Annotated in this window: 18 protein-coding genes and 1 tRNA gene; 11 read left to right on the forward strand and 8 right to left on the reverse strand. The window is 45.5% G+C overall.

The window, feature by feature from the left end; translation table 11 throughout:
* Positions 1-6 precede the first annotated feature (6 nt).
* Positions 7-429, reverse strand: a complete 423-nt coding sequence (locus tag BK026_RS10770; protein ID WP_071815862.1) for a DNA polymerase III subunit chi — start codon at positions 427-429, stop codon at positions 7-9.
* A 6-nt stretch (positions 430-435) separates the two neighbouring features.
* Positions 436-1,941 carry a leucyl aminopeptidase gene (gene pepA, locus BK026_RS10775; RefSeq protein ID WP_071817605.1) on the reverse strand — a complete coding sequence of 502 codons (1,506 nt, stop codon included), beginning with the start codon at positions 1,939-1,941 and terminating at the stop codon, positions 436-438.
* A 263-nt stretch (positions 1,942-2,204) separates the two neighbouring features.
* Here pepA and lptF point away from each other — a divergent pair, with 263 nt between their 5' ends.
* Both lptF and lptG read left to right on the forward strand, forming a co-directional pair.
* Positions 2,205-3,305: an LPS export ABC transporter permease LptF gene (gene lptF / locus BK026_RS10780; protein ID WP_071815863.1), complete on the forward strand. Its 1,101-nt coding sequence runs from the start codon at positions 2,205-2,207 to the stop codon at positions 3,303-3,305.
* Positions 3,306-4,367 (forward strand): LPS export ABC transporter permease LptG, encoded by a 1,062-nt coding sequence (lptG, locus tag BK026_RS10785; protein WP_071815864.1) that lies wholly within the window; start codon positions 3,306-3,308, stop codon positions 4,365-4,367.
* Positions 4,368-4,428: 61 nt separating this feature from the next.
* Here lptG and BK026_RS10790 read toward each other — a convergent pair whose 3' ends face one another.
* A complete protein-coding gene (locus BK026_RS10790; protein ID WP_071815865.1) occupies positions 4,429-5,004 on the reverse strand; it encodes an RDD family protein in 576 nt (191 codons plus the stop codon).
* Positions 5,005-5,092: 88 nt separating this feature from the next.
* Positions 5,093-5,404, reverse strand: a complete 312-nt coding sequence (locus BK026_RS10795; RefSeq protein WP_143142119.1) for a hypothetical protein — start codon at positions 5,402-5,404, stop codon at positions 5,093-5,095.
* Position 5,405: 1 nt separating this feature from the next.
* Between BK026_RS10795 and BK026_RS10800 the strand changes: the two genes are divergently transcribed.
* The 6 genes from BK026_RS10800 (at position 5,406) to BK026_RS10825 (ending at position 11,630) form a co-directional block, all read left to right on the forward strand.
* Positions 5,406-7,466 carry a TonB-dependent receptor gene (locus BK026_RS10800; protein ID WP_371264974.1) on the forward strand — a complete coding sequence of 687 codons (2,061 nt, stop codon included), beginning with the start codon at positions 5,406-5,408 and terminating at the stop codon, positions 7,464-7,466.
* Between the two features lie 160 nt (positions 7,467-7,626).
* Entirely contained in the window at positions 7,627-8,160 is a 534-nt protein-coding gene (locus BK026_RS10805) for an RNA polymerase sigma factor (protein WP_071815868.1), read from the forward strand.
* Complete coding sequence (locus BK026_RS10810) at positions 8,157-8,894, forward strand: anti-sigma factor domain-containing protein (protein WP_071815869.1); 738 nt, start codon at positions 8,157-8,159, stop codon at positions 8,892-8,894. The genes BK026_RS10805 and BK026_RS10810 overlap by 4 nt, the downstream gene beginning before the upstream one ends.
* A gap of 157 nt (positions 8,895-9,051) precedes the next feature.
* On the forward strand, positions 9,052-10,644 hold the full coding sequence (locus tag BK026_RS10815) for a DUF4331 domain-containing protein (RefSeq protein WP_071817606.1): 1,593 nt from the start codon (positions 9,052-9,054) through the stop codon (positions 10,642-10,644).
* A gap of 11 nt (positions 10,645-10,655) precedes the next feature.
* Positions 10,656-11,216, forward strand: coding sequence for an Ig-like domain-containing protein (locus BK026_RS10820; RefSeq protein WP_071815870.1), 561 nt, complete (start codon positions 10,656-10,658; stop codon positions 11,214-11,216).
* 327 nt (positions 11,217-11,543) lie between these two features.
* Positions 11,544-11,630 (forward strand) — tRNA-Leu (locus BK026_RS10825).
* Positions 11,631-12,035: 405 nt separating this feature from the next.
* Here BK026_RS10825 and BK026_RS10830 read toward each other — a convergent pair.
* Positions 12,036-12,953, reverse strand: coding sequence for a LysR family transcriptional regulator (locus BK026_RS10830; protein WP_256253775.1), 918 nt, complete (start codon positions 12,951-12,953; stop codon positions 12,036-12,038).
* A 77-nt stretch (positions 12,954-13,030) separates the two neighbouring features.
* On the opposite strand from BK026_RS10830, the gene BK026_RS10835 reads away from it, so the two are divergent.
* The 3 genes from BK026_RS10835 to BK026_RS10845 are packed head-to-tail and all read left to right on the forward strand — an operon-like array spanning position 13,031 to position 15,939.
* Positions 13,031-13,825, forward strand: coding sequence for a CmcJ/NvfI family oxidoreductase (locus BK026_RS10835; RefSeq protein WP_071817608.1), 795 nt, complete (start codon positions 13,031-13,033; stop codon positions 13,823-13,825).
* Positions 13,818-15,155 (forward strand): aldehyde dehydrogenase, encoded by a 1,338-nt coding sequence (locus tag BK026_RS10840; RefSeq protein ID WP_071815871.1) that lies wholly within the window; start codon positions 13,818-13,820, stop codon positions 15,153-15,155. Before BK026_RS10835 ends, BK026_RS10840 begins: the two co-directional genes overlap by 8 nt.
* Before the next feature lie 10 nt (positions 15,156-15,165).
* Positions 15,166-15,939, forward strand: coding sequence for a 2OG-Fe(II) oxygenase (locus BK026_RS10845; RefSeq protein ID WP_071817609.1), 774 nt, complete (start codon positions 15,166-15,168; stop codon positions 15,937-15,939).
* A gap of 168 nt (positions 15,940-16,107) precedes the next feature.
* Here the strand turns inward: BK026_RS10845 and BK026_RS10850 are convergent, their stop codons facing one another.
* From BK026_RS10850 to BK026_RS10860, 3 genes are all read right to left on the reverse strand, one after another.
* Complete coding sequence (locus BK026_RS10850; protein ID WP_071815872.1) at positions 16,108-17,250, reverse strand: acyl-CoA dehydrogenase family protein; 1,143 nt, start codon at positions 17,248-17,250, stop codon at positions 16,108-16,110.
* Positions 17,251-17,347: 97 nt separating this feature from the next.
* The gene (locus tag BK026_RS10855; RefSeq protein ID WP_071815873.1) at positions 17,348-18,349 is read right to left on the reverse strand and encodes an AraC family transcriptional regulator; all 1,002 of its coding nucleotides are present in this window, start codon (positions 18,347-18,349) and stop codon (positions 17,348-17,350) included.
* 79 nt (positions 18,350-18,428) lie between these two features.
* Entirely contained in the window at positions 18,429-20,072 is a 1,644-nt protein-coding gene (locus BK026_RS10860; RefSeq protein WP_071815874.1) for an AMP-binding protein, read from the reverse strand.
* Between the last annotated feature and the right edge of the window lie 6 nt (positions 20,073-20,078).

Raw genomic sequence — 20,078 nt, forward strand, 5'->3', positions numbered from 1 at the left:
AATGACTTATGCAGATTTAAACTGCATGTTGCATCCAGCTTGCTGATAGTTTTTGTATCTTACCCGCGCAGCCTGTTTGGCGTTCTCGTCCACGGGTACAAAATCGATGATTTGACGATGCTGGTTGGGTGAAGGCACCATGCCGGACCCCACATTAACCACCATTTGTCGCCTGGCTACCTGCTCTGGCCGCCAACAAATTTCCACCGGCGTTCCCGATTGCGGCCCTTCACCATAAAGGTTATGGGGAACAAAGCGGTCAGCCGGCAGTTGCCACAACAATTCATCAACGTCTTCAGCCTGCGCCTGTGTATCGCACAGCACGCTAATTTTTTGCTTATTAGCAAACGCTGAGGCAATAACTTCGCTGGCGCGGCCTGCCACACCATTATCACTGCTGGTAAGTTGATAAAATATCACTTGTGGCATGAATGATTAGTCCTCTAACTTGATATCAGCGCGGTTCATTAAGAACTGAGACAGCATAGGCACTGGACGGCCTGTTGCGCCTTTGTTCTTACCACTGCGCCATGCCGTACCGGCAATATCAAGGTGAGCCCAGTTGTACTTCTTAGTGAAACGCGACAAGAAACAACCCGCCGTGATTGACCCTGCTGGGCGACCACCAAGGTTTGTCATGTCGGCAAATGGGCTTTCAAGCTGCTCTTGGTAATCGTCCCATAGCGGTAAACGCCATGCGCGATCTGAACTTTGCTCTGACGCATTAAGAAGTTCGTGGGCAAGCGGGTTGTGCGTGCTCATTACCGCTGTTGCATGATGGCCTAGCGCGATAATAGCGGCACCTGTCAGCGTAGCAACGTCGATAACGAGTTCTGGCTCGTAACGCTCTACGTAGGTTAGCGCGTCGCACAACACCAAACGGCCTTCCGCATCAGTATTTAACACTTCAACGGTTTGACCTGACATGGTCGTTAAAATGTCACCCGGGCGGTACGCTTTGCCGTCTGGCATGTTTTCACAGCCTGCCAATACGCCAATTACGTTAATGGGAAGATTCAGCGCCGCGATAGTGTGCATAGTACCCAGTACACCTGCAGCACCACCCATGTCATACTTCATTTCATCCATGGCTTCGCCAGGCTTAATTGAAATACCGCCAGAATCGAACGTAAGGCCTTTACCTACAAGCACAATTGGTGCTTGATCAGCAGGGCCACCGCGGTGATGCATAATGCTCATCATGCTTTCATTTGCCGAACCGCGACCAACGGCAAGATAAGACTGCATGCCCAGCTCTGCCATTTGGGTTTCATCTACCACTTCAGCAGTTACGCTGTCATACTGACTCGCCAATTCTTGCGCCTGCTGCCACAGGTACGCTGGGTTACAGATGTTTGGCGGCATGTTGGCCACGTCTTTGGTCACTTTTGAGCCACGAGCGACTGCTAAACCATGCTCCACTGCACGTTCACCCACTGTCAGTTCACGACGTGTTGGCACGTTAAATACAATTTTACGCAGCGGACGACGTGGTTCACCTTTCTTGGTTTTAAGCTGCATGAAGGTGTAAAGCGTGTCTTCGGTTGCCTCTACAGCCTGACGCACTTTCCAGTAGGTATCGCGACCTTTCACGTGAAGTTCGGTAAGGAAACATACCGCTTCCATCGACCCCGTTTCATTCAATGTTTGAATGGTTTTAGCAATAATATTTTTGTACTGACGCTCGTCTAATTCGCGCTCTTTACCACAACCGACAAGAAGCACGCGCTCGCTAAGCACATTCGGCACATTGTGTAGCAACAGCATTTGACCCGCTTTACCTTCAAGATCGCCGCGGCGTAACAAGTTGCTAATATAACCTTCACTGATTTCGTCTAGTTGTTCAGCCACTGCCGTAAGGCGGCGCGGCTCAAAGACACCCACAACAATACATGCACTGCGTTGTTTTTCAGGACTGCCACTTTTTACACTAAACTCCACGATATCACCTCGCTTTTCGTCGTTTATGGTTTGCACGATGACTAAAATCACGTAACGTTTCGCGCTGCTTTATGTTTTAATACGCAGCATAACTTTTTAGTTCGCTGCAATTCACGCGTAGAGACCTACTGAATATAGGTTAAATTTGCGTCAAAACACCATGCAAACGGTTTATGATTGCAGGCAAAACTTGTAAAAACGGTAAGTTTAAACAAAATTGTGCTTTCTTTCACTAAAATTCCTAATTTTCCGGAAGGGCTGAGATGCTGATATTCCGCTATTTACTTAAGGAAACGCTGAAATCTCAGTTAGCGATTTTCTTTATCCTAATGGCAATTTTTGTCACCCTTAGGTTTGTGCGCGTTTTAGGCGATGCATCAGATGGTGATATCCCTGCTGGGCTAGTGCTTGGCTTCTTAGGTTTATATGCCCCTATTCTATCTTCATTGGTACTACCTATCAGTGCTTATCTGGGTATTATGCTGGCACATGGCAGGCTGTATGTAGACAGTGAGATGACCGTCATGCGCGCTTGCGGTATTAGTGAATGGTACGTCACTAGGGTAATGCTGTTTTTATCAGTACTTATCATGATAGTCACAGGCGCAATCACCCTTTATTTCGCGCCGCTGGCTGCAGAAAACGAGTATCAGCTGCGGGAAAAAGCCCGAAGTGAGGCGGGAATATCTGCGCTAATGCCGGGAAGATTCCAGCAAACGGGTAACGAAAAAGCAGTTATCTTCGTGCATGACGTAGACAATAACGACAAGCTACTACGTGTGTTTTTATCGCAAAATCAAACGGACGACAGCGAGGGTGACGTGCGCGTTGTATATGCGCAAACAGGTGAAGTCGCCAATAACCCAGACGGCACCCGAAATCTTGTATTGAAAGAAGGGGTACAGTACGAAGGTAAGCAGTCTGAGAAAGCTTTCCGCAAAGTAGAATTTGACGAGTATCAAATTCAGATTGCCGATGAACCAGCTAATGAGACGCGCAAAAAAGTCAGCACCCTACGTACCGAGGAGCTTTGGAAAGATGACAGTATTGAGGCAAGGGCTGAGCTTCAGTGGCGTATTGCTATTCCGCTATCTATACCGTTTTTAGTGCTGATAGCTGTGCCATTAAGCGCCGTTGACCCTCGTCAAGGGCGCTTTGGTAAAATGTTCCCTGCGATACTTCTTTACTTAGGGTATTTCCTATTACTACTAGCCAGTCGGCGCGTATTGGAAGACGGAAAGATGCCGCCACAGCTTGGCTTATGGTGGGTGCATACGATCATGCTGGTAATAGGTGTAACGCTGATTGTGCGAGACAGAAAAACCGGCACTGAGCTACGCGCTTGGATCTTGGGGAAAAAGTAAATGTTTAAGATCCTTGATTTATATATCGCTCGCACGCTACTAGGCACGATTACCGTAACACTTAGCGTACTTATCGGCCTCAGCGCGCTGATAAAGTTTGTTGAACAACTACGGAAAATAGGCGAAGGCGACTACGATATGCTCGTCGCTTTTATCTACGTATTACTGAGCTTGCCACGAGACTTAGAGCAGTTTTTCCCTATGGCTACCCTGCTTGGGGGACTTATAGGCATGGGCGTGCTGGCGAGTAACAGTGAATTGGTAGTGATGCAAGCCGCGGGCATGAGCCGCTGGAACATTATCAACTCTGCAATGAAATCGACTCTTGTGATGATTTTATTGGTAATGGCTGTTGGCGAGTGGGTTACTCCCTACAGTGAAACCAAGGCAAAGCAAATAAGAACCGAAGCCATTTCTGGCGGTAGTTTATTTTCATCCGATAAGCTGGTGTGGGCAAAGGATGGCGACCGGTTTGTGAGTATAGGCCAAGTGCTCAGTCAAGACTCTCTTAAAGATGTGAGCATTTTTGCTTTTAACACTGACTTGTCGCTTGAGAGCATAACTTACGCCAAAACTGGCGCCTTCGACGGCGACGGCTGGTGGTTAAGTGATGTTGAAGTAACTGAGTTCACCGATACTCAAGTGACAATAGATAGAACCAGCCGCACGCGATGGAAGTCAACGCTGACACCAGACAAACTAGGTATTGTTGCAGTTAAACCTGAGGCCTTATCCATTACAGGGCTACTTGACTACGTCAATTACTTGGATAACAACGACCAAGATCCCTCACGATATAAATTAGCGTTATGGCGCAAAGTGTTTCAGCCTATTTCCGTTGGTGTAATGCTGTTAATGGCACTCTCGTTCATCTTTGGGCCACTGCGCAGTGTAACTATGGGTGCAAGAGTTATAATGGGGGTGCTTACGGGGTTTGGTTTCTTCATACTAAACGAAGTATTTGGCCCCGTTAGCTTGGTGTATCAGTTACCGCCATTTTTAGGGGCGCTTTTACCCAGCTTACTGTTTGCTGCTATTGCTGGACTTATGCTCAGACGCTAACATTTTTAGTAAAATAACTAAGGCCCAGCTATGCACGGGCCTTATTCAATGAACGTGAAGCTTACCAACGTTTGTGGTCGTTTGCTTCTTTAGACAGTTTCAATACTTCTGTTTTGGCTAACCTATCTTGTAATGATTGTTTGTGTTTTATATCAAATAAAACAAGAAGAGTACCCAAACCGCCAAGCGAGGTGACAAGTCGTATAATCAAACGCGGCCATGTCATTGGCTGCTCTACAGTACTAAAGATGCGCAGCCGCCATGCTCGCATGCCAAGCGTCTGACCACCTCGTTTCCAAAACCACAGAAAGAAGCCTGCTATCCATAGCCCTACCCACAATTGAATGATTAACTTATACACAAATGAAGACTGAATGAGGTCTGCAGGCTCTGCGTAACCCTGTAAATCTAACGCGCCATTTTTTAACATTACGACAAGCGTAACAATGAGTACCATTGCGGCGCACATTCCCACCGCTATAGCTACTAACGTGTCGTAAACCATGGCGAGTAGCCGCCTTACAAAACCAGCACGCTCGTGCGACCCCGAGTTAGTAACGGCTTCTTCAACGTTCGTTTTCGTAGTGTGAGAAGTTGACTTAGCTTTTGTTTTTGCTTTTCTATCGTGTTTTGCCACGCTTTTCTCTTCGCAATATTTATAACAGGCTATAGTTTGACATATGCAGCCTGAGGCTTAAACAAACACAGTCATTATTAATGCCATTTTAACCGCATCTCTGTGCGCTGCAAAAGTGATCGAGACGCTGTTTAAATGCATAACAGTAGTAAGTACAGACTTTAAGAGGAATGGTATATGGCTGTTTCAAAGAAAAAGTCAGCAAAGAAGGATACGTTGCATAAATTGACCAGCGCGCGTCAACGGCACCAAAGTTGGATAGCGAGCTCGCTATTATTGGCGTAGATATTGACGCACTAGGTTGAGGCTCAACGGAAAGTTGAGCATTTTCTTTTAATTTTGCATCCATTTTACCCGGTAAAACGTTATCAGTAACATTATACTGAAAACGGAATATCACTGTGTCCCACCTACTAACAAAGTCATTGACCTGCTTAAGTGCAGTATATTTATTGCCAATAGCAGCGCTTGCGTTCGACGATCCTGAGTCCGATATTGAACATATACGGGTTCGTGGTGACACCTCTGTCAAAGATGGGGCATTCATCTCCGCTTCTCAAGGATGGGTATCGGGTGACACGCTAGTCGAGCGCCCCATGCTTCGCGCTGGCGAGATACTTGAGTTTATCCCAGGAATGATGGTGACACAGCATAGCGGTTCGGGCAAAGCTAATCAGTATTTTCTGCGCGGCTTTAATCTCGACCATGGCACCGATTTCACGGTGAGCGTAGATGGAATGCCAGTAAACATGCGAAGTCATGGACACGGTCAGGGCTATAGCGACCTCAATTTCATCATTCCGGAACTTGTCGACAGCTTGAGCTACTTCAAAGGCACCTACTACGCCAACATTGGCGACTTTTCAAGCGCTGGTGGCGCCTTTTTCAATTTGAGAGACTCTCTTGAACAAAATCAGTTATTTTTAGGTTTAGGCGAATATGGGTTTAAGCGCGCCGTTGCATTAAACCATTTTGAAGCTGAAGAGAGCCGCGTTGTTACCGCCTTTGAGTATCAGACCTATGATGGACCGTGGACAGACGTTGACGAAGATGTAAAAAAGAAAAATGCAAATATCCGTTTTATTACGCCCTTGTTTGAAGGCAAGCTCACTATAACAGGCATGGCTTATGATAATAGCTGGAACGGCGCTGACCAGGTGCCTGAACGCGCTATTCAAAGCGGCTTGATAGACCGACTTGGCTCTATCGATACTCAGGTTGGCGGGGAATCTTCTCGCTACAGCCTCTCAGCGAACTATACAAGCGATACATGGAACGCCTCCTTGTATGCCATCGACACAGAATTAAGCCTTTTCTCTAATTTCACATACTTTCTTGATAATCCGGTTCGCGGCGACCAATTCGAACAGGCGGATGACAGAAAAATATACGGTGGTGAAGTCTTCACTACCCTGCCCCTTGCCATAACGAATGGAAGCAGCGTCACGCTGGGCGGGCAATGGCGTTTTGACGACATCGGTAATGTGGGATTATATCGAACGCAAGATCTAACGCGCTTTAGCACAATTAGAGAAGACGCCATAGAAAGCAACAGCTATGCACTTTTTGCCCAGTCAAACATTATATTGAGTGACGCACTTAGTCTTTCGTTAGGCGGTCGGTACGATTTTTTAGACGTTGATGTAACCAGTAATCTTAATGCTAATTCGGGTAACGAAAGCGACGGCTTGTTTACGCTTAAGGGGGGCTTAAAATATAGCGTATCCGATAACCTCACCGCGTTTGCCAATATTGGTCAGGGTTTTCATTCTAACGATGCTCGTGGCGCTACTATAAGCATAGATCCAGTAAGTGGCGAAGTTACCGAACCCGCGTCTTTACTCGTTAAAAGTCTTGGCTATGAAGCCGGTGTTAATTATACCGATAACAAAACTTATAACTTGTCTGCTGCACTGTGGCGATTGGAGCTTGACAGTGAACTGGTGTACGTTGGTGATGCTGGCTTTACCGAAGCCAGCCGCCCCTCACAGCGACATGGTATAGAAGTAAGTGCCTACTATTGGCTAAATCACCATGTAACCACAGATATAGAAGCGGCTTGGACAGAAGCACGGTTTAGCGATAGGGTTGAAGGCGAAGGCCGACACATAGACGGCACAGTGCCTGGCGTTATTAGCGCAGGTGTAACCTACTATCAGCAAAGTAATCAACTCGGGTTTAGCTATACCTTGCGAGGCCGATACTTAAGTTCACGCACTGTGGAAAGCTTCGATAAAGTGACGCCACCTTCAACGTTTTTAGTCAATGCACAGGTCGCTTATCGTCAGCCTACATGGGACGTCACAATAGAAATACTCAACGCGTTAAATAGTGATGATCATGACATTGACTATTTTTATGCATCCAGACTGCCCGGCGAGCCAGAAGAAGGCATAGAGGATTTACATTACCATCCGGTAGAGCCGAGAAACCTTCGTCTCACTCTTTCAGTGAAATACTGAAGGTAGCTTTTTTTTATCAATACCTGTAACGCGCTCATGACGAAGTCAGCAAGACTACAGGCACCTGTATAAAAATCGTGCTACTTTAAAAAGGCGGCCTCCAAGCCTGTAAAAATAAAAAACAATGGCCTTGCCAATAATCATCAGAATAGGAGCAACAATGGAACACGAAACCCTGTTTCCTCTGCTATGTAAAACTGCGGACGGCGACAAAAAAGCGTTTGCGGAACTTTATAAAATAACGAGTCCGCAACTCTATGCTGTTGCTTTAAGGCTGTTGAAACGTCCTGAGCTTGCCGATGAGGCAACCCAAGATGCATACATTAAAATTTGGCATAACGCTGGAAATTATCAACGAGGCAAAGGCACTGTTCTTACATGGATGGTTAGTATTGCGCGCTATCGCGCTCTCGACTTAATTCGCTACCACAATGTAAGAAACGAAGTGGAATTAGACGACGATGCGCCGGCAGGTGTTGAATCCCCACAAACTGTGAAGCTGGGCGCAGAACAAGCCAAGCTGGCGTCGTGTTTGGATGAACTCGACGGCCCTCAGCGTCAGGCTATTCATCTAGCTTACGTCAACGGCATGTCACATCAAGAGGTCGTTACGCATTTGGCATCGCCACTTGGTACAATAAAAAGCTGGATAAGACGTGGTTTGCAAAGCTTGCAAAGGTGTTTATCACTATGAATTATTTAAAAGAAGAGCGATTAAACGCACTCGCCGCAGAGTATGTTGTTGGAACGCTTCGCGGGAAAGCGCGTAATCGCTATCAAAAACTTATAATGCAGTATCAAGCTGTCAGCGATGCAACGGCGCAATGGGAACAATACCTAACCGGGTTTGCTGAAGCGTTGCCCCCCGTCGAACCGCCTAAAAGCGTGTGGGAAAACATCCAAATAAAACTGGGCCACAAAACCACCAGCAGCGCTGAAGTTACACGTGGGGCTGCAGATACAACATCGATTAGCGGGAATATCGTCAGTCTCGAAAAAGAAAGACAAAAACGCTGGAAGAACCTAGCGTTCATATCTACGGCCGCTGCAATGGTGTTAGCAGTTTTACTTTTCGTAATGCAACCTGTCCCTGCACCTGAAGTTTCGCATATTGCGGTCGTTAGCAATGCTGACAACACGCCTTTATGGGTGATAGAGGTATCTGAAAATACCCTTAATGTAAAAGCTACTGACGCGTTTGTTGCGTTGGCGGATAAAGACTACGAACTTTGGATGGTTCCAGCTAACGGTGAAGCCCCTATTTCTCTTGGACTGATGCCTGAGGTGAACGGCGACACCAGAGCAACGCCAGATATCTTGCTCGACCAGAGTATCGCGGCGTTAGCGGTAAGTTTAGAAGCACCTGGAGGCTCTGTAACGGGCGCACCGACCGAAGTGTTATATATAGCTCCTATTGTGTCTGTTTAACGCATAAAACGACCTCAAATGAAAAGGCTGCTGTAACGCGGCCTTTTTTTATTAAAAAATTTTTAAAAACTTTTTTTCATTTTTCTAAAAAAAATTGCATCCAATTAACGCGATGGCGCGTTTAATTTTTGAACTCACAAAAACAGAGAGACCCAACATGATTCAATTTAAACGCAAAGCATTGCCAGTAGCGATTGCTATGACCTGTGCTGCCATTACTACTAGCTCACTAGCCTCAAGTCACCGCGAAGCACCGAATATCACCCGCCACCCAGCGCTTGATAGCACCGATTTCTACGCTTTTAATAGTTACGAAGAAGGACGTGAAGACTACGTAACATTCATTGCGAACTACATTCCATTGCAAGACGCCTATGGCGGCCCAAACTACTTTGCGATGGACCCGAATGCGCACTATGCCATTCATATTGATAGCGATGGAGATGCGGTTGAAGACATTAGCTTTGTTTTTAAATTCAACAATATGCTAGCTGCTAATAACGAAGGTATTGCTCTGCCAATCGGTCCAGAAGGCGAGCAAAAAATGGTAAAAGTACCGCTTAAAAATGTGGGCGGTATTAGCGCAGACGATTCAAGCGCAGCAAACTTCTCAGAAATGTATAGCCTCACCATGGTAACCGGCGACATGCAAACAGGCTCTCGTACCATGCTAACACCATCTATGGGCGACATGTTTAAGAAGCCACTCGACTACATTGGAAACAAAACGTTTACCAGCCAAGCCGAATACGCACGCTATGCACAAAGTTTTATCTATTCGTTTAACATTCCTGGCTGTGACAACATGGCCAAAGTATTTGTCGGCCAACGAAAAGACCCCTTTGTTGTTAACTTAGGTAAAACCTTTGATTTAGTAAATTATGTACCCGTTGAAGGTGATAGCGCACCGGGTGCCGGTGATGGAGCTGGTTTCCCTGGTGGTATAACACAAAGCACCATGAACGATGATCTTGCTGACAAAAACGTTACAGCATTGTCAATTGAGGTACCTAAAGCGTGCGTCACGGGTGACGGCAATGGCGTAATTGGAAGCTGGACAACAGCGAGTCTGCCACAAGCGCGTATTTTGAATCCTGATGGTACATTTTCAAAACCAGAAGTAAACGGCGGTGCAATGACGCAAGTATCTCGCCTTGGCAGCCCACTCGTTAACGAGTTAGTTATCGGCATTGGCGATAAGGACAAATTTTCTACGTCACACCCAAGTGCCGACGGTCAGTTTGCAGATTACGTTACGCACCCCTCTTTACCTGAACTGCTAAATATATTGTTTAAAGATGCGGTAAATGCAACCTTGGGTACCAGCATTGAAACCCTCGCACCAACTAACTTCCCACGCGTAGATTTGGTCACTGCGTTTCTTACAGGGTTTCAGGGGGTTAATCAGCAAGCAACCGTAACACCATCGGAAATGCTGCGACTGAACACAGCGATCCCAGCAACGCCTGCAGGTTCGCAATCAGCATTTGGTGTAGCAGGTGATGATTTAGCTGGCTTCCCCAACGGCCGCCGCCCGGGAGATGACGTGGTTGATATCGCACTTCGCGTGGTGATGGGCCGCTTGTGCTACCCAATTCCAGTAGCGGGTGAAGACACCGACCTTGGCCTTTGTACGCCAGAAGACGCCAGCGTAGGTACTGTACCGTTCACTGATGGCGCGCCAGTTGATGCTAGCATGATTGATAGCACCTTCCCTTATCTTAAAACACCGCTCGCAGGTTCTGAATAAGGAGTTCAGCTATGACTAATAAACCCTTATTGCATGTTAAAGGCGACCACGCGGCTCCATTCGAGAAGTTGATTGGCACTCGTAAATTATGGATTGCTGCCGCGCTCGTTCTGAGCATTTCGGGCTGTTATGATGATGACAACGAGTATCGCGTTCCTGATAGTAATGCCGTACCCGTAACGTCAGATCAAAGCTTTACGACCGAAGCAGATATTGCGATAGAAAGCAGGTTAACGGCGACTGACGGTGACAACGATACACTTACGTTCGCCTTAGTCGAGGACGGTAGTATAGGAAGTGCGCAAATCGACGCGAATGGCGATTTTACCTATACGCCCAATGCACAGGTAGTGGGAAGCGATAGCTTCACGTTCTCTGTGTCAGATAGCACAAACCCTCCGGTCACTGCTACCGTTTCTATCACTATAGAAGCACAGCAAGTCGCGTTTTCAGCATACACGAGAGCGGCCTTCATCCAGGCGCCGACAGACGAGCCTCTACCAGTAAACGGAAGGGCTTTTAGCCAAGATGCCAATGACGCTACGTTTAACGATTTATTAGTTGAACAATAGCTGGTTCCATCGCATCACTGATAACGCCAAGGATGGCGTTTTTCTAAAGCCGATAAAGCAATTATTGCTAACTGGCTTGTGGTGTCTTCCATTGGTTGACGATAAAAACAGTTTTATTGCCTTTCAAAACTAATATCCCACTCAATTGAGCTATGCTGCACCGGTAAATCTACATTAGATATTAGTGCACACAATTTTGCTGCTTATCTATTATCATTTGCACAATCTTTCGGCACTTAACAATTAAAAGCATAAAAAATAGTTGTATAGGCGCGCCGCATCGCTATAATGCCAGACATCAACACCACGTTGATATCTATACACAATGCCAGTGTGATGGAATTGGTAGACATGGCGGATTCAAAATCCGCTGCTAGCGATAGCGTGGCGGTTCAAGTCCGCCCACTGGTACCAAACATTAAACCAACTTTTCAGTTGGTTTTTTTGTGCCTGAATTTCAACAAATCGCCACGCGAGCGTGTCGGCCGAGTGTCGGTCCATCGCGTGGCGACCAATCAAAGCCCGCCCACTGGTACCAAACATTAAGCCAACCTTTAAGTTGGTTTTTTTGTGCTTGAATCTCAACAAATCGCCACGCAAGCGTGTCGGCCAAGTGTCGGTCCATCGCATAGCGACCAGTCTCTTTTTAATAAAGCTCCTCAAATCGATTTAGACGAATCATGCAAGTGCGAGAGTTCGGGTATGCAACTTAATCTATGGCTAGTGATTTAAATTCTACTAAAAGTCTCAATTTGTGCTTCGCGGACGGGACTTTGATAACTATCGCAGTCATAGACCCTTCATTCGATATTTTACTTGCTAGCCCGGCGTAGAACGGCCATCAATAGTATTAACCAACAGCTTTCTTATCCATAGAGTCAGTGGATCATTTGATAATCGATGATGCCATGTGCTGATAACATCAAATCCTGGCGGCGTTTCATTCAACTCGATAACGCGTAATTTTCTGTTAGGTATAAGTGCACTTGGTACGAAACCACACAAGTCGGTGCTGTGTATTGTTTCAATAGCTGCAGAGAAAGTGGGAAAAGACATAAAAACTTCTCTAGGATGACCTTTCGCTTCAAACCAATGATGAATAGCCCCACTGAAATCGCCTCGAGAGGGCGAAACCACAACCTGAGGTATTTTTGATATTTGAGCCACCGTCATTTCATTTTTGGTTAGCTTACTTTGCGATGACACAACACATTTATAGCGTTCGCGATAGAGCGTTTCACTCGGGTATGTCGAAGGTGCTAACGAAGGATTTGTGATAGCCAGATCTACTTCACCGTTTTTAAGGTCATTCGCCAAGCTATCTAGTTCTAACTTTTTTATCGCTATTTTTAACTTCGGCGCAAGTTGTCGAATGTCGGCAAGTGCACTCGGCAACAGCGACACTTGCTCGAAGTCAGTGCATGCCAACGTGAAAGTCGTCGATGTCGTTGAAGGTGAGAAAGTTTCCGGTGTCAAAAGCGAATCAAAAGCTTCCAGCGTAGCCGTAACTTTGGGCTGTAAAGCGACGGCGAGCGCGGTGGGCTGTACTCCATTTCCACTTCGAACAAACAGCCTGTCGTTAAACACATTGCGCATTCTTTTTAAATGCTCACTCACGGCCTGTTGCGAAACACCTAACTGCTCCGCCACTCTCGACAAGTTTCTCACTTTTATAAGCGCAACAAACGTGCGTAACTGCTTAATGTCTAGCTGACTTACCATTTTTTTTTGTATCACATACATCATCCACTTGATTTTATTGTAATGGATAAAGGCGTAGGATCAAATCACAAGCTAAAGAACAGGATATGATTATGTTTTCAGTAAACTACGTTTCACCCGACGCCCCTTTGGTTTACGACCAAACGTATAAGGGCCCTGGCGCTTCAGAACTTACATCGTCAGTAGATAAACGAACTATTAGTGTTAGTGATATGCGCGCTGAAAAAAGCTCGTTTTCACTGGAAAAAAATGGCTTTGAAGTTGTGTCGTTTTCACCCGACTTTGAAGCGTTTGAAGATGACGAGGCAATACAAAAGCAACTATATCCATATGTAATCGATATGTTGAAGCGCAGAATGAACAGTGATGACGTGATCATTTTTGATCATACTTATCGCTCGACAACCCGTGCGGATAAGTCTATTCACAATAGAGCCCCGGTAAGAACAGTACACAACGACTACACTGATGTATCAGCTAATCACCGCATGATGGAAGAGACAAAAGGGCAAGAGCATTTACGAAACCGCGATTATACCTTGGTGAACCTGTGGCTTCCTGTAAGAAATAAAGTGGAGTCATCTCCGCTAGCCATGGTTGATATAACTACCGTGCACCCAACTGATTTTCAGCGACTCAAACTTATCTATCCCGATCGTATCGGTGAACTTGCTGCCATCACTTATAACCCTAATCACAAATGGTTTTATCAGTCGGAAATGACGCCGGGGGAAGGGCTATTGTTCAAAGTGTATGACTCTACATTTGAACAAGGAATGTTTGGGGTACCACACTCAGCGGTGGATGTTTTAAACGATGGAGCTAAAAAGCCGCGTACAAGCTTAGAAATACGCGCAATCGTGTTTAGTGGTGAAAGCAATGAATAACATTTTAATATCTCGAAACCCGCTTGATGATCAGGAAGTGGGAAGCGTAAAGGTCGCAAGTAATGACGATGTAGTTACTGCTGTAAATGACGCAAAACAAGCTCAAATTGCATGGGGCAAGCTAACATCAGAGCAGCGAGCACAACTAATTATTGAAGCATTCTCGCGCCTTAACCGTGTTGAAGAGCAGTTAGTAAACCTTATTTCTAAAGAAATGGGTAAAGATCATCGTCGAGCTACCTATGAGGTGATGGGGGTCATACAAAGTGCGTCTTATCTTTGCCGAGAGATCATGCAAGCTATTGCACCAGTAAAGAAGCCAAGCGGCACAAAAATCTACTACCGTCCACTGGGAGTGGTGGGCGTGATTTCGCCGTGGAACTACCCTTTGGCTATGGCAAATAATTTACTTCTACCAGCACTTGTAGCAGGAAATACCGTCGTACTGAAACCCTCAGAAATCACTCCCTTGGTTGCTGACATGTTCGTAAGAACACTCAATGAAGTTTTGCCTCATGGCGTGCTGTCAGTTATTCATGGCGACGGAGAAGTGGGCAAAGCACTTGTTGCCAGCAATATTAATATGGTCGCATTTACTGGTTCAGCGGCAGCCGGAAAACATATTATGGCGAGTTCAGCCAACCAACTTCATCGACTTGTGATGGAGCTAGGTGGCAACGACCCTATGATCGTTCTTGCAGACGCTGACATCAATAAGGCTGCTCGCTTTGCCGTGGCGAGTAGTTTCGAAAATGCTGGTCAAATGTGTACATCAACGGAGCGTATTTACGTTGATGAGCGTATTCACAACACGTTTGTAGAACGTGTGGTGGAGATTGCAAAGCAATATACCGTTGGGCCGTGGGACCAACCCAGAGTAAATATTGGCCCCATCGTTAATAAAAAGCAGCACCAACAGATAATTCATCATTTAAAAGACGCGAGAGAAAAAGGCGCGCGTTTTTTACTGGGCAGCGATGATTACCTCCCCCCTTATATTCAACCCACCGTTATCGACGGTTTAACAGATGAGATGTTGATGGCAAAAGAAGAAACGTTTGGCCCTGTCGTCGCTATTGATAGTTTTAGCAATATCGATGAAGCCATCATGCGTGCGAACAACGTTCCCCTTGGTCTTGGTGCAGTCGTTTTTGGCGAGTGTAACGCTGCCTACGTAGCAGAAAATATGGAAGCTGGCATGGTGGGTATTAACGGTGGCCCAGGCGCAGGTGACGGTCCATGGGTGGGCGCGAAAGAAAGCGGCTTTGGATATCACGGTTCACTTGAAGGGCATCGCCAGTTTACACAAGTACAAGTAATCAGTGCATGAGGTAAGTATCATGAAAGACAACTTTTTCGTTATAGCGCGTGAACCTGGCGCACAAAACCCTGCTATTCCTACATGGGCTGCCCATACAGATAACGCCTTTGCGCTTGATAGTTCAGCAGCGCAAACTCAGCAACAAACGGTTCGCCGTGAAATAAGTGAAGTGCCTGGCGCCTACCAACTTCTGAATGTTTTTAGTGAAAAAGAGTGTAGAAAACTACTGAAAACGTCGGAAGAGCTTGGCTACTTAAAAGATGCGGCAGTGTCACTACCCCGTGAAATTCGACATAACGACAATGTAACTATCGTGGTAGATGATGCTACGGAGCGCTTGATATGGCAGCGCATTGAGTCTTTAACTCAGCAAAACCTTGCCATATTTGACGGTAAGAAACCGCTGGGTATTAATACTCGCTTTCGGTTTTACCGATATCAAGAGGGTGATTATTTCAAATATCATATTGATGGGGACTGGCCTGGCTCTAAAGTGGAAGGAGACACGTTAATTCATAACGCCTATTCGGACAGGTATAGCAAAATGACGTTTCTTATTTTGCTTAACGACAATTTCGAAGGAGGAGAAACACAGTTTTTGGTGAATGCTGACCAGCCGGGAAAACCAGCGAAACGAGGCGACAGGCAAGCACAAGTAAATGTGCGAACGCCTGCAGGCGGTGTGCTCTTATTTCCACATGGACATCATTCATTGCACTGTTTACACAGTTCAACACCAATAACGAAGGGCGTTAAATACATTATTCGCACAGATATGCTGTTTGAAATCTGACGGTAACTTAAAGCGCAGACGAAAAGGGTATACTTGGCATCATGAGTAACACGATGCCTCGGCTTCCTTAACGCTAACGGCTTGAGGGCCAACCGCATACAGCATAAGCCGTCTATAGCGGTTGTTTCCGTCAAGCCGACGGTAAAGGCTGATTAGCGTATTAGGTAGCTATTTTAGCAGCTGCCTAGCAACGATAAGTTTCATAATTTCACTTGTACCACCATAAATTCGCATAACGCGTGCGTCTGCGTATGCCCTTGCGACGGGGTACTCGAGCATGTAACCGTAACCACCGTAGAGTTGTAGACACTTATCAACCACTTTTCCGAGTAGTTCAGTCACTAATAATTTAGCTTTTGATGCAAGTTCTGTAGTGAGGTCTTTCGTCAGATGTAATTCAATACAGCGGTCTGTAAAAGCGCGGGCCGCATCAATTTCAGTGTCTAAATCTGCTAAAACGAACTGAGTGTTTTGGAATGCCCCTATATTCTGGCCAAACGCTTTTCGCTCTTTAACATACTCTACGGTTTGCGCTAAAACAGATTCACACATTGCCATACAATGCACAGCGATTGTTAAGCGCTCCTGTGGTAACTCTGCCATTAATTGCGCGAAACCACTTCCCTCGGGGCCGAGCAAATTAGACTGAGGCACTCTCACATCATTGAAAAATAATTCCGAAGTATCCTGAGACTTCATGCCAATTTTCGCTAAATTTGAACCTCGCTCAAAGCCGGGTGTATTCGCTTCAACAAGTATTAAACTTAAACCTTTTGCGCCAGCGGTTGGGTCGGTTACTGCGACAACAATAACTAAGTCGGCTAATTGACCGTTCGTAATAAACGTTTTGCTTCCGTTGATAATAAAATCATCACCCTCTTTTTTCGCTGTGGTCTTGATTCCTTGTAAGTCAGACCCTGTTCCTGGCTCTGTCATGGCGATAGCCGTCACTATTTCGCCAGAAACACACGCGGGAAGGTATTTTTGTTTTTGCTCTTCAGTGCCTAGTCTCGATAGATAAGGAACGACAATGTCAGAGTGTAATGGGAAACCTATTCCGTTTAGTCCAAGTCTGCCGATTTCTTCTGTAAGGATAACGTTGTATAGAAAGTCTAGACCCAGCCCGCCATACTCCTCTGAAACGAGCGGTGCTAAGTAGCCCTGCTCGCCCGCCGCTTTCCAAATTGATTTATCAACCTGCCCAATCTTTTCCCATTTTTCGTAATGTGGAACGGCTTCAGTTTGTAAGAATTTTCGAAAACTATCACGCAGCATCTCGTGCTCAGAACTAAATAAGGTTCTCGGTAACATGGTCCTACTCCAACGTTCAATGTAAGTTTCACAACATGTTAACAACCTAATTAGTGCTTACCGATGACCGAAAGCGCCAGAGAATAGACCAAAACGATCATTGACGTTCGCGCCATTCCCCAGGAGTGAGGCCAGTCCATTTCTTAAATGCGCGTATAAAGGCACTGGGTTCTGAAAAACCGACCAGATAGGCAATATTTTTAATAGAGGTGTCTTTTTGCGTAAGGTGGTAGGTTGCAATATCTTTCCTAACGCTTTCTTTTAATGCCGCAAAACTTGTATTTTCTTGGGCAAGATAGCGACGAACAGTCTGCGGGCTTTTATTCAGATCATCAGCCACCTTTTTGAGTGGTAAATTCTCTAAATTGTCGCACTCTCTCAACATGCGTTTAATTTGCGCCGTAATGCTGGCGTCAGACATGCGATTAATGAGTAAGTTGGAAAGGGAGTTTATAAACTGAGTAACACTTTCTTCTTTTTGAGTAACAGGTAATTCTAGGTCGCTTCGATAAATACTTAATTCCGTCTGCGGCCTCTCATAATAGTGACTACAGGGAAAAGCAGAGTCTAAATCGTGTGAGTAAGTCGACTTTTTACCACTGAAATTCAGGCGATTAAGCGATATTCGATGATTTGTTATCCAAGACGACCATCTAAATACAAACAACATAAGCGTAATATAAACCAGCATGTCTGCATCCGACTCTTCTCGCTTTATGTTAATAACAATATTCGCTTCTTCACCGCTCTCAACCAGTTTTATATCTAAATCATCATGCAACAGCATTAGATATTTAAATAGTCTGAAATACGCATCTCGCAGTGTTTTACCTCGTAAGGCATACAGCACACCTATCTTCACGCCACCTAGTTTTGTGGGGCGCTCAAAAAAGCCTATCGTTTCATCGTTGAGTTTGATTGCCGCCAATCGAACCAGTTTTCCCAACTTTTCTGACGGCAACCTAAAACTCGCTTCTTCAAAATATTCCGCGTCATAACCCAACTCGGTAAATAACGCTTTAATCGAGAGCCCATGTTTTTCATAGCCAGCAAACAGGTGCTGTAAGGCTGCTTTTTGTAACGATTGCTTTTTCTTCATTGGCTTAAAGTTAGAACACTCTCATACTTTGATCCCATTAATACCGTATCGAATACGTGTAATACAAGGGGTCTCGATATTAAACAAAGATAACCTCTTCCTTGTTTTCACAGCATTTTAGGGCATCTGGCTTGAAGCAGCTTTCAATGGTTTTTCGATGGTATTTCAAGGTCGGGGTTAACATTCCGTTATCAATTGTCCACGCAGCCCGAGTAATTAAAATATGCGAAATGCGCTCGTAAGGGGCAAGTGTGGTGTTTATTTTCGACAAATAATTCTTCAGCTTATCGCGCAACTCACTGTTTGTTAATAAACAAGCAGATTCAGAGCGTGTCGCTAACAAAATTGGTTGATTAAGCCCTTGCCCTACGACGATAAATTGCTCTATCTCCGGTACACCGCTAAAGCATTTTTCTAACGGCACCGGATGGATAAATTTTCCTTTGGCTGTTTTGAATTCATCTCCTTTACGCCCGGTTACCACTAGGTTGCCACTCTCGTCATAAGTGCCACAATCTCCCGTGTGAAACCACCCATCTTTAAGCACGCTCAGCGTTTTTTCTTCGGCTCTGTAATAGCCAAACATCATGCCCTCAGATCGCATCAGTATTTCGTTTTCATCGGAAAGCTTTACCTCTACGATATCACCAAGGGGCTTTCCTACTGTTCCCGACGCAGGTATATCCTCAAAGCATCCCGTTCCTGTCGCAAAAGTCTCGGTCATTCCGTAAACTTCTCTTACTTTAATTCCCATATTTAAGTACCACTGGTGGACTTTTGGCTGCAGCGGCGCTGAACTGCTCAGGATCATATCAGCTCTAGAGAGGCCCAACATATATCGTATTTTATGCTTATCCTCTTCACTCAATGCAGCCTGTGCCTCAGGGGGAATTTTGCTATCTACAGACATTTTAAACTTGTCCCATAGCCTTGGAACCGCAAAGAAAAATGTAGGCTGCACGCTAACGATTTCGTCGCTAAAATCGTCGAGACCTGCAGAAAATGAAATACATGCATTACTATAAAGGCCCGTAAATTCAACAAGGGCACGCTCTGCCATATGAGCCAGTGGCAAAAAAGAGAAAAGTGAGGCTCTATACCCTTCTTCTCGTGAAATTTTGAACTCCTTGGCGATAGAGGGCGTTACCTTTGCCGGCGCAGAATACAAGTGTATAACGCCTTTGGGCATACTCGTTGTGCCGGATGAATACACTATCGTCATTAGACTATCGAGCTCTGCTTTTGGGTTGCTTAACACAAGACCAAACGTCTGCTGAATTTGCGCTAAATTGTGGTCTACCGCTATCGAACAGCCGTGCATGCCAACTAGGGTGACGTTTGCCGTATTCCATTCTGCAAACTTTTGCTCTTGCCCACACTCACCAACAAACATTAGCGAAACATCACATTCTTTTAGTACATGATTAGCGGCTTTAACCGACTGATTGGGGAATAAGGGCACGCTGATGTGCCCACTTAGCATGATAGCCAGATCTACCATGATCCAATCAGCTGAATTTGCTGACCAAAGCGCTATTTTGCTCTGAGGAGGAAGGTTACGAGAATGGATAAAGCTAGCTATTTTTCTAACTCTCTCTCCTATTTCTGCCCATGAATACTCCTTCCACTGCCCATTGCCTAATGACTGCCGCAAAAATATGTCAGTAGGTGTTTTTTCTTCCCAATAATAGAAATAGTCTAACGGTGTTTTTAACTGGCTCATGCTACA

The organism is Alteromonas sp. V450 (genome assembly GCF_001885075.1).
GTDB lineage: Bacteria > Pseudomonadota > Gammaproteobacteria > Enterobacterales > Alteromonadaceae > Alteromonas.

What these genes read in the sequence shown, in the direction of transcription:
- lptG (WP_071815864.1), top strand. Translation starts at nt 3,306, where the DNA reads ATGTTTAAGATCCTTGATTTATATATCGCTCGCACGCTACTAGGCACG.
- BK026_RS10805 (WP_071815868.1), top strand. Translation starts at nt 7,627, where the DNA reads ATGGAACACGAAACCCTGTTTCCTCTGCTATGTAAAACTGCGGACGGC.
- BK026_RS10815 (WP_071817606.1), top strand. Translation starts at nt 9,052, where the DNA reads ATGATTCAATTTAAACGCAAAGCATTGCCAGTAGCGATTGCTATGACC.
- BK026_RS10835 (WP_071817608.1), top strand. Translation starts at nt 13,031, where the DNA reads ATGTTTTCAGTAAACTACGTTTCACCCGACGCCCCTTTGGTTTACGAC.
- BK026_RS10820 (WP_071815870.1), top strand. Translation starts at nt 10,656, where the DNA reads ATGACTAATAAACCCTTATTGCATGTTAAAGGCGACCACGCGGCTCCA.
- BK026_RS10770 (WP_071815862.1), bottom strand. Translation starts at nt 429, where the DNA reads ATGCCACAAGTGATATTTTATCAACTTACCAGCAGTGATAATGGTGTG.
- lptF (WP_071815863.1), top strand. Translation starts at nt 2,205, where the DNA reads ATGCTGATATTCCGCTATTTACTTAAGGAAACGCTGAAATCTCAGTTA.
- BK026_RS10855 (WP_071815873.1), bottom strand. Translation starts at nt 18,349, where the DNA reads ATGAAGAAAAAGCAATCGTTACAAAAAGCAGCCTTACAGCACCTGTTT.
- BK026_RS10860 (WP_071815874.1), bottom strand. Translation starts at nt 20,072, where the DNA reads ATGAGCCAGTTAAAAACACCGTTAGACTATTTCTATTATTGGGAAGAA.
- BK026_RS10810 (WP_071815869.1), top strand. Translation starts at nt 8,157, where the DNA reads ATGAATTATTTAAAAGAAGAGCGATTAAACGCACTCGCCGCAGAGTAT.
- BK026_RS10850 (WP_071815872.1), bottom strand. Translation starts at nt 17,250, where the DNA reads ATGTTACCGAGAACCTTATTTAGTTCTGAGCACGAGATGCTGCGTGAT.
- BK026_RS10840 (WP_071815871.1), top strand. Translation starts at nt 13,818, where the DNA reads ATGAATAACATTTTAATATCTCGAAACCCGCTTGATGATCAGGAAGTG.
- BK026_RS10845 (WP_071817609.1), top strand. Translation starts at nt 15,166, where the DNA reads ATGAAAGACAACTTTTTCGTTATAGCGCGTGAACCTGGCGCACAAAAC.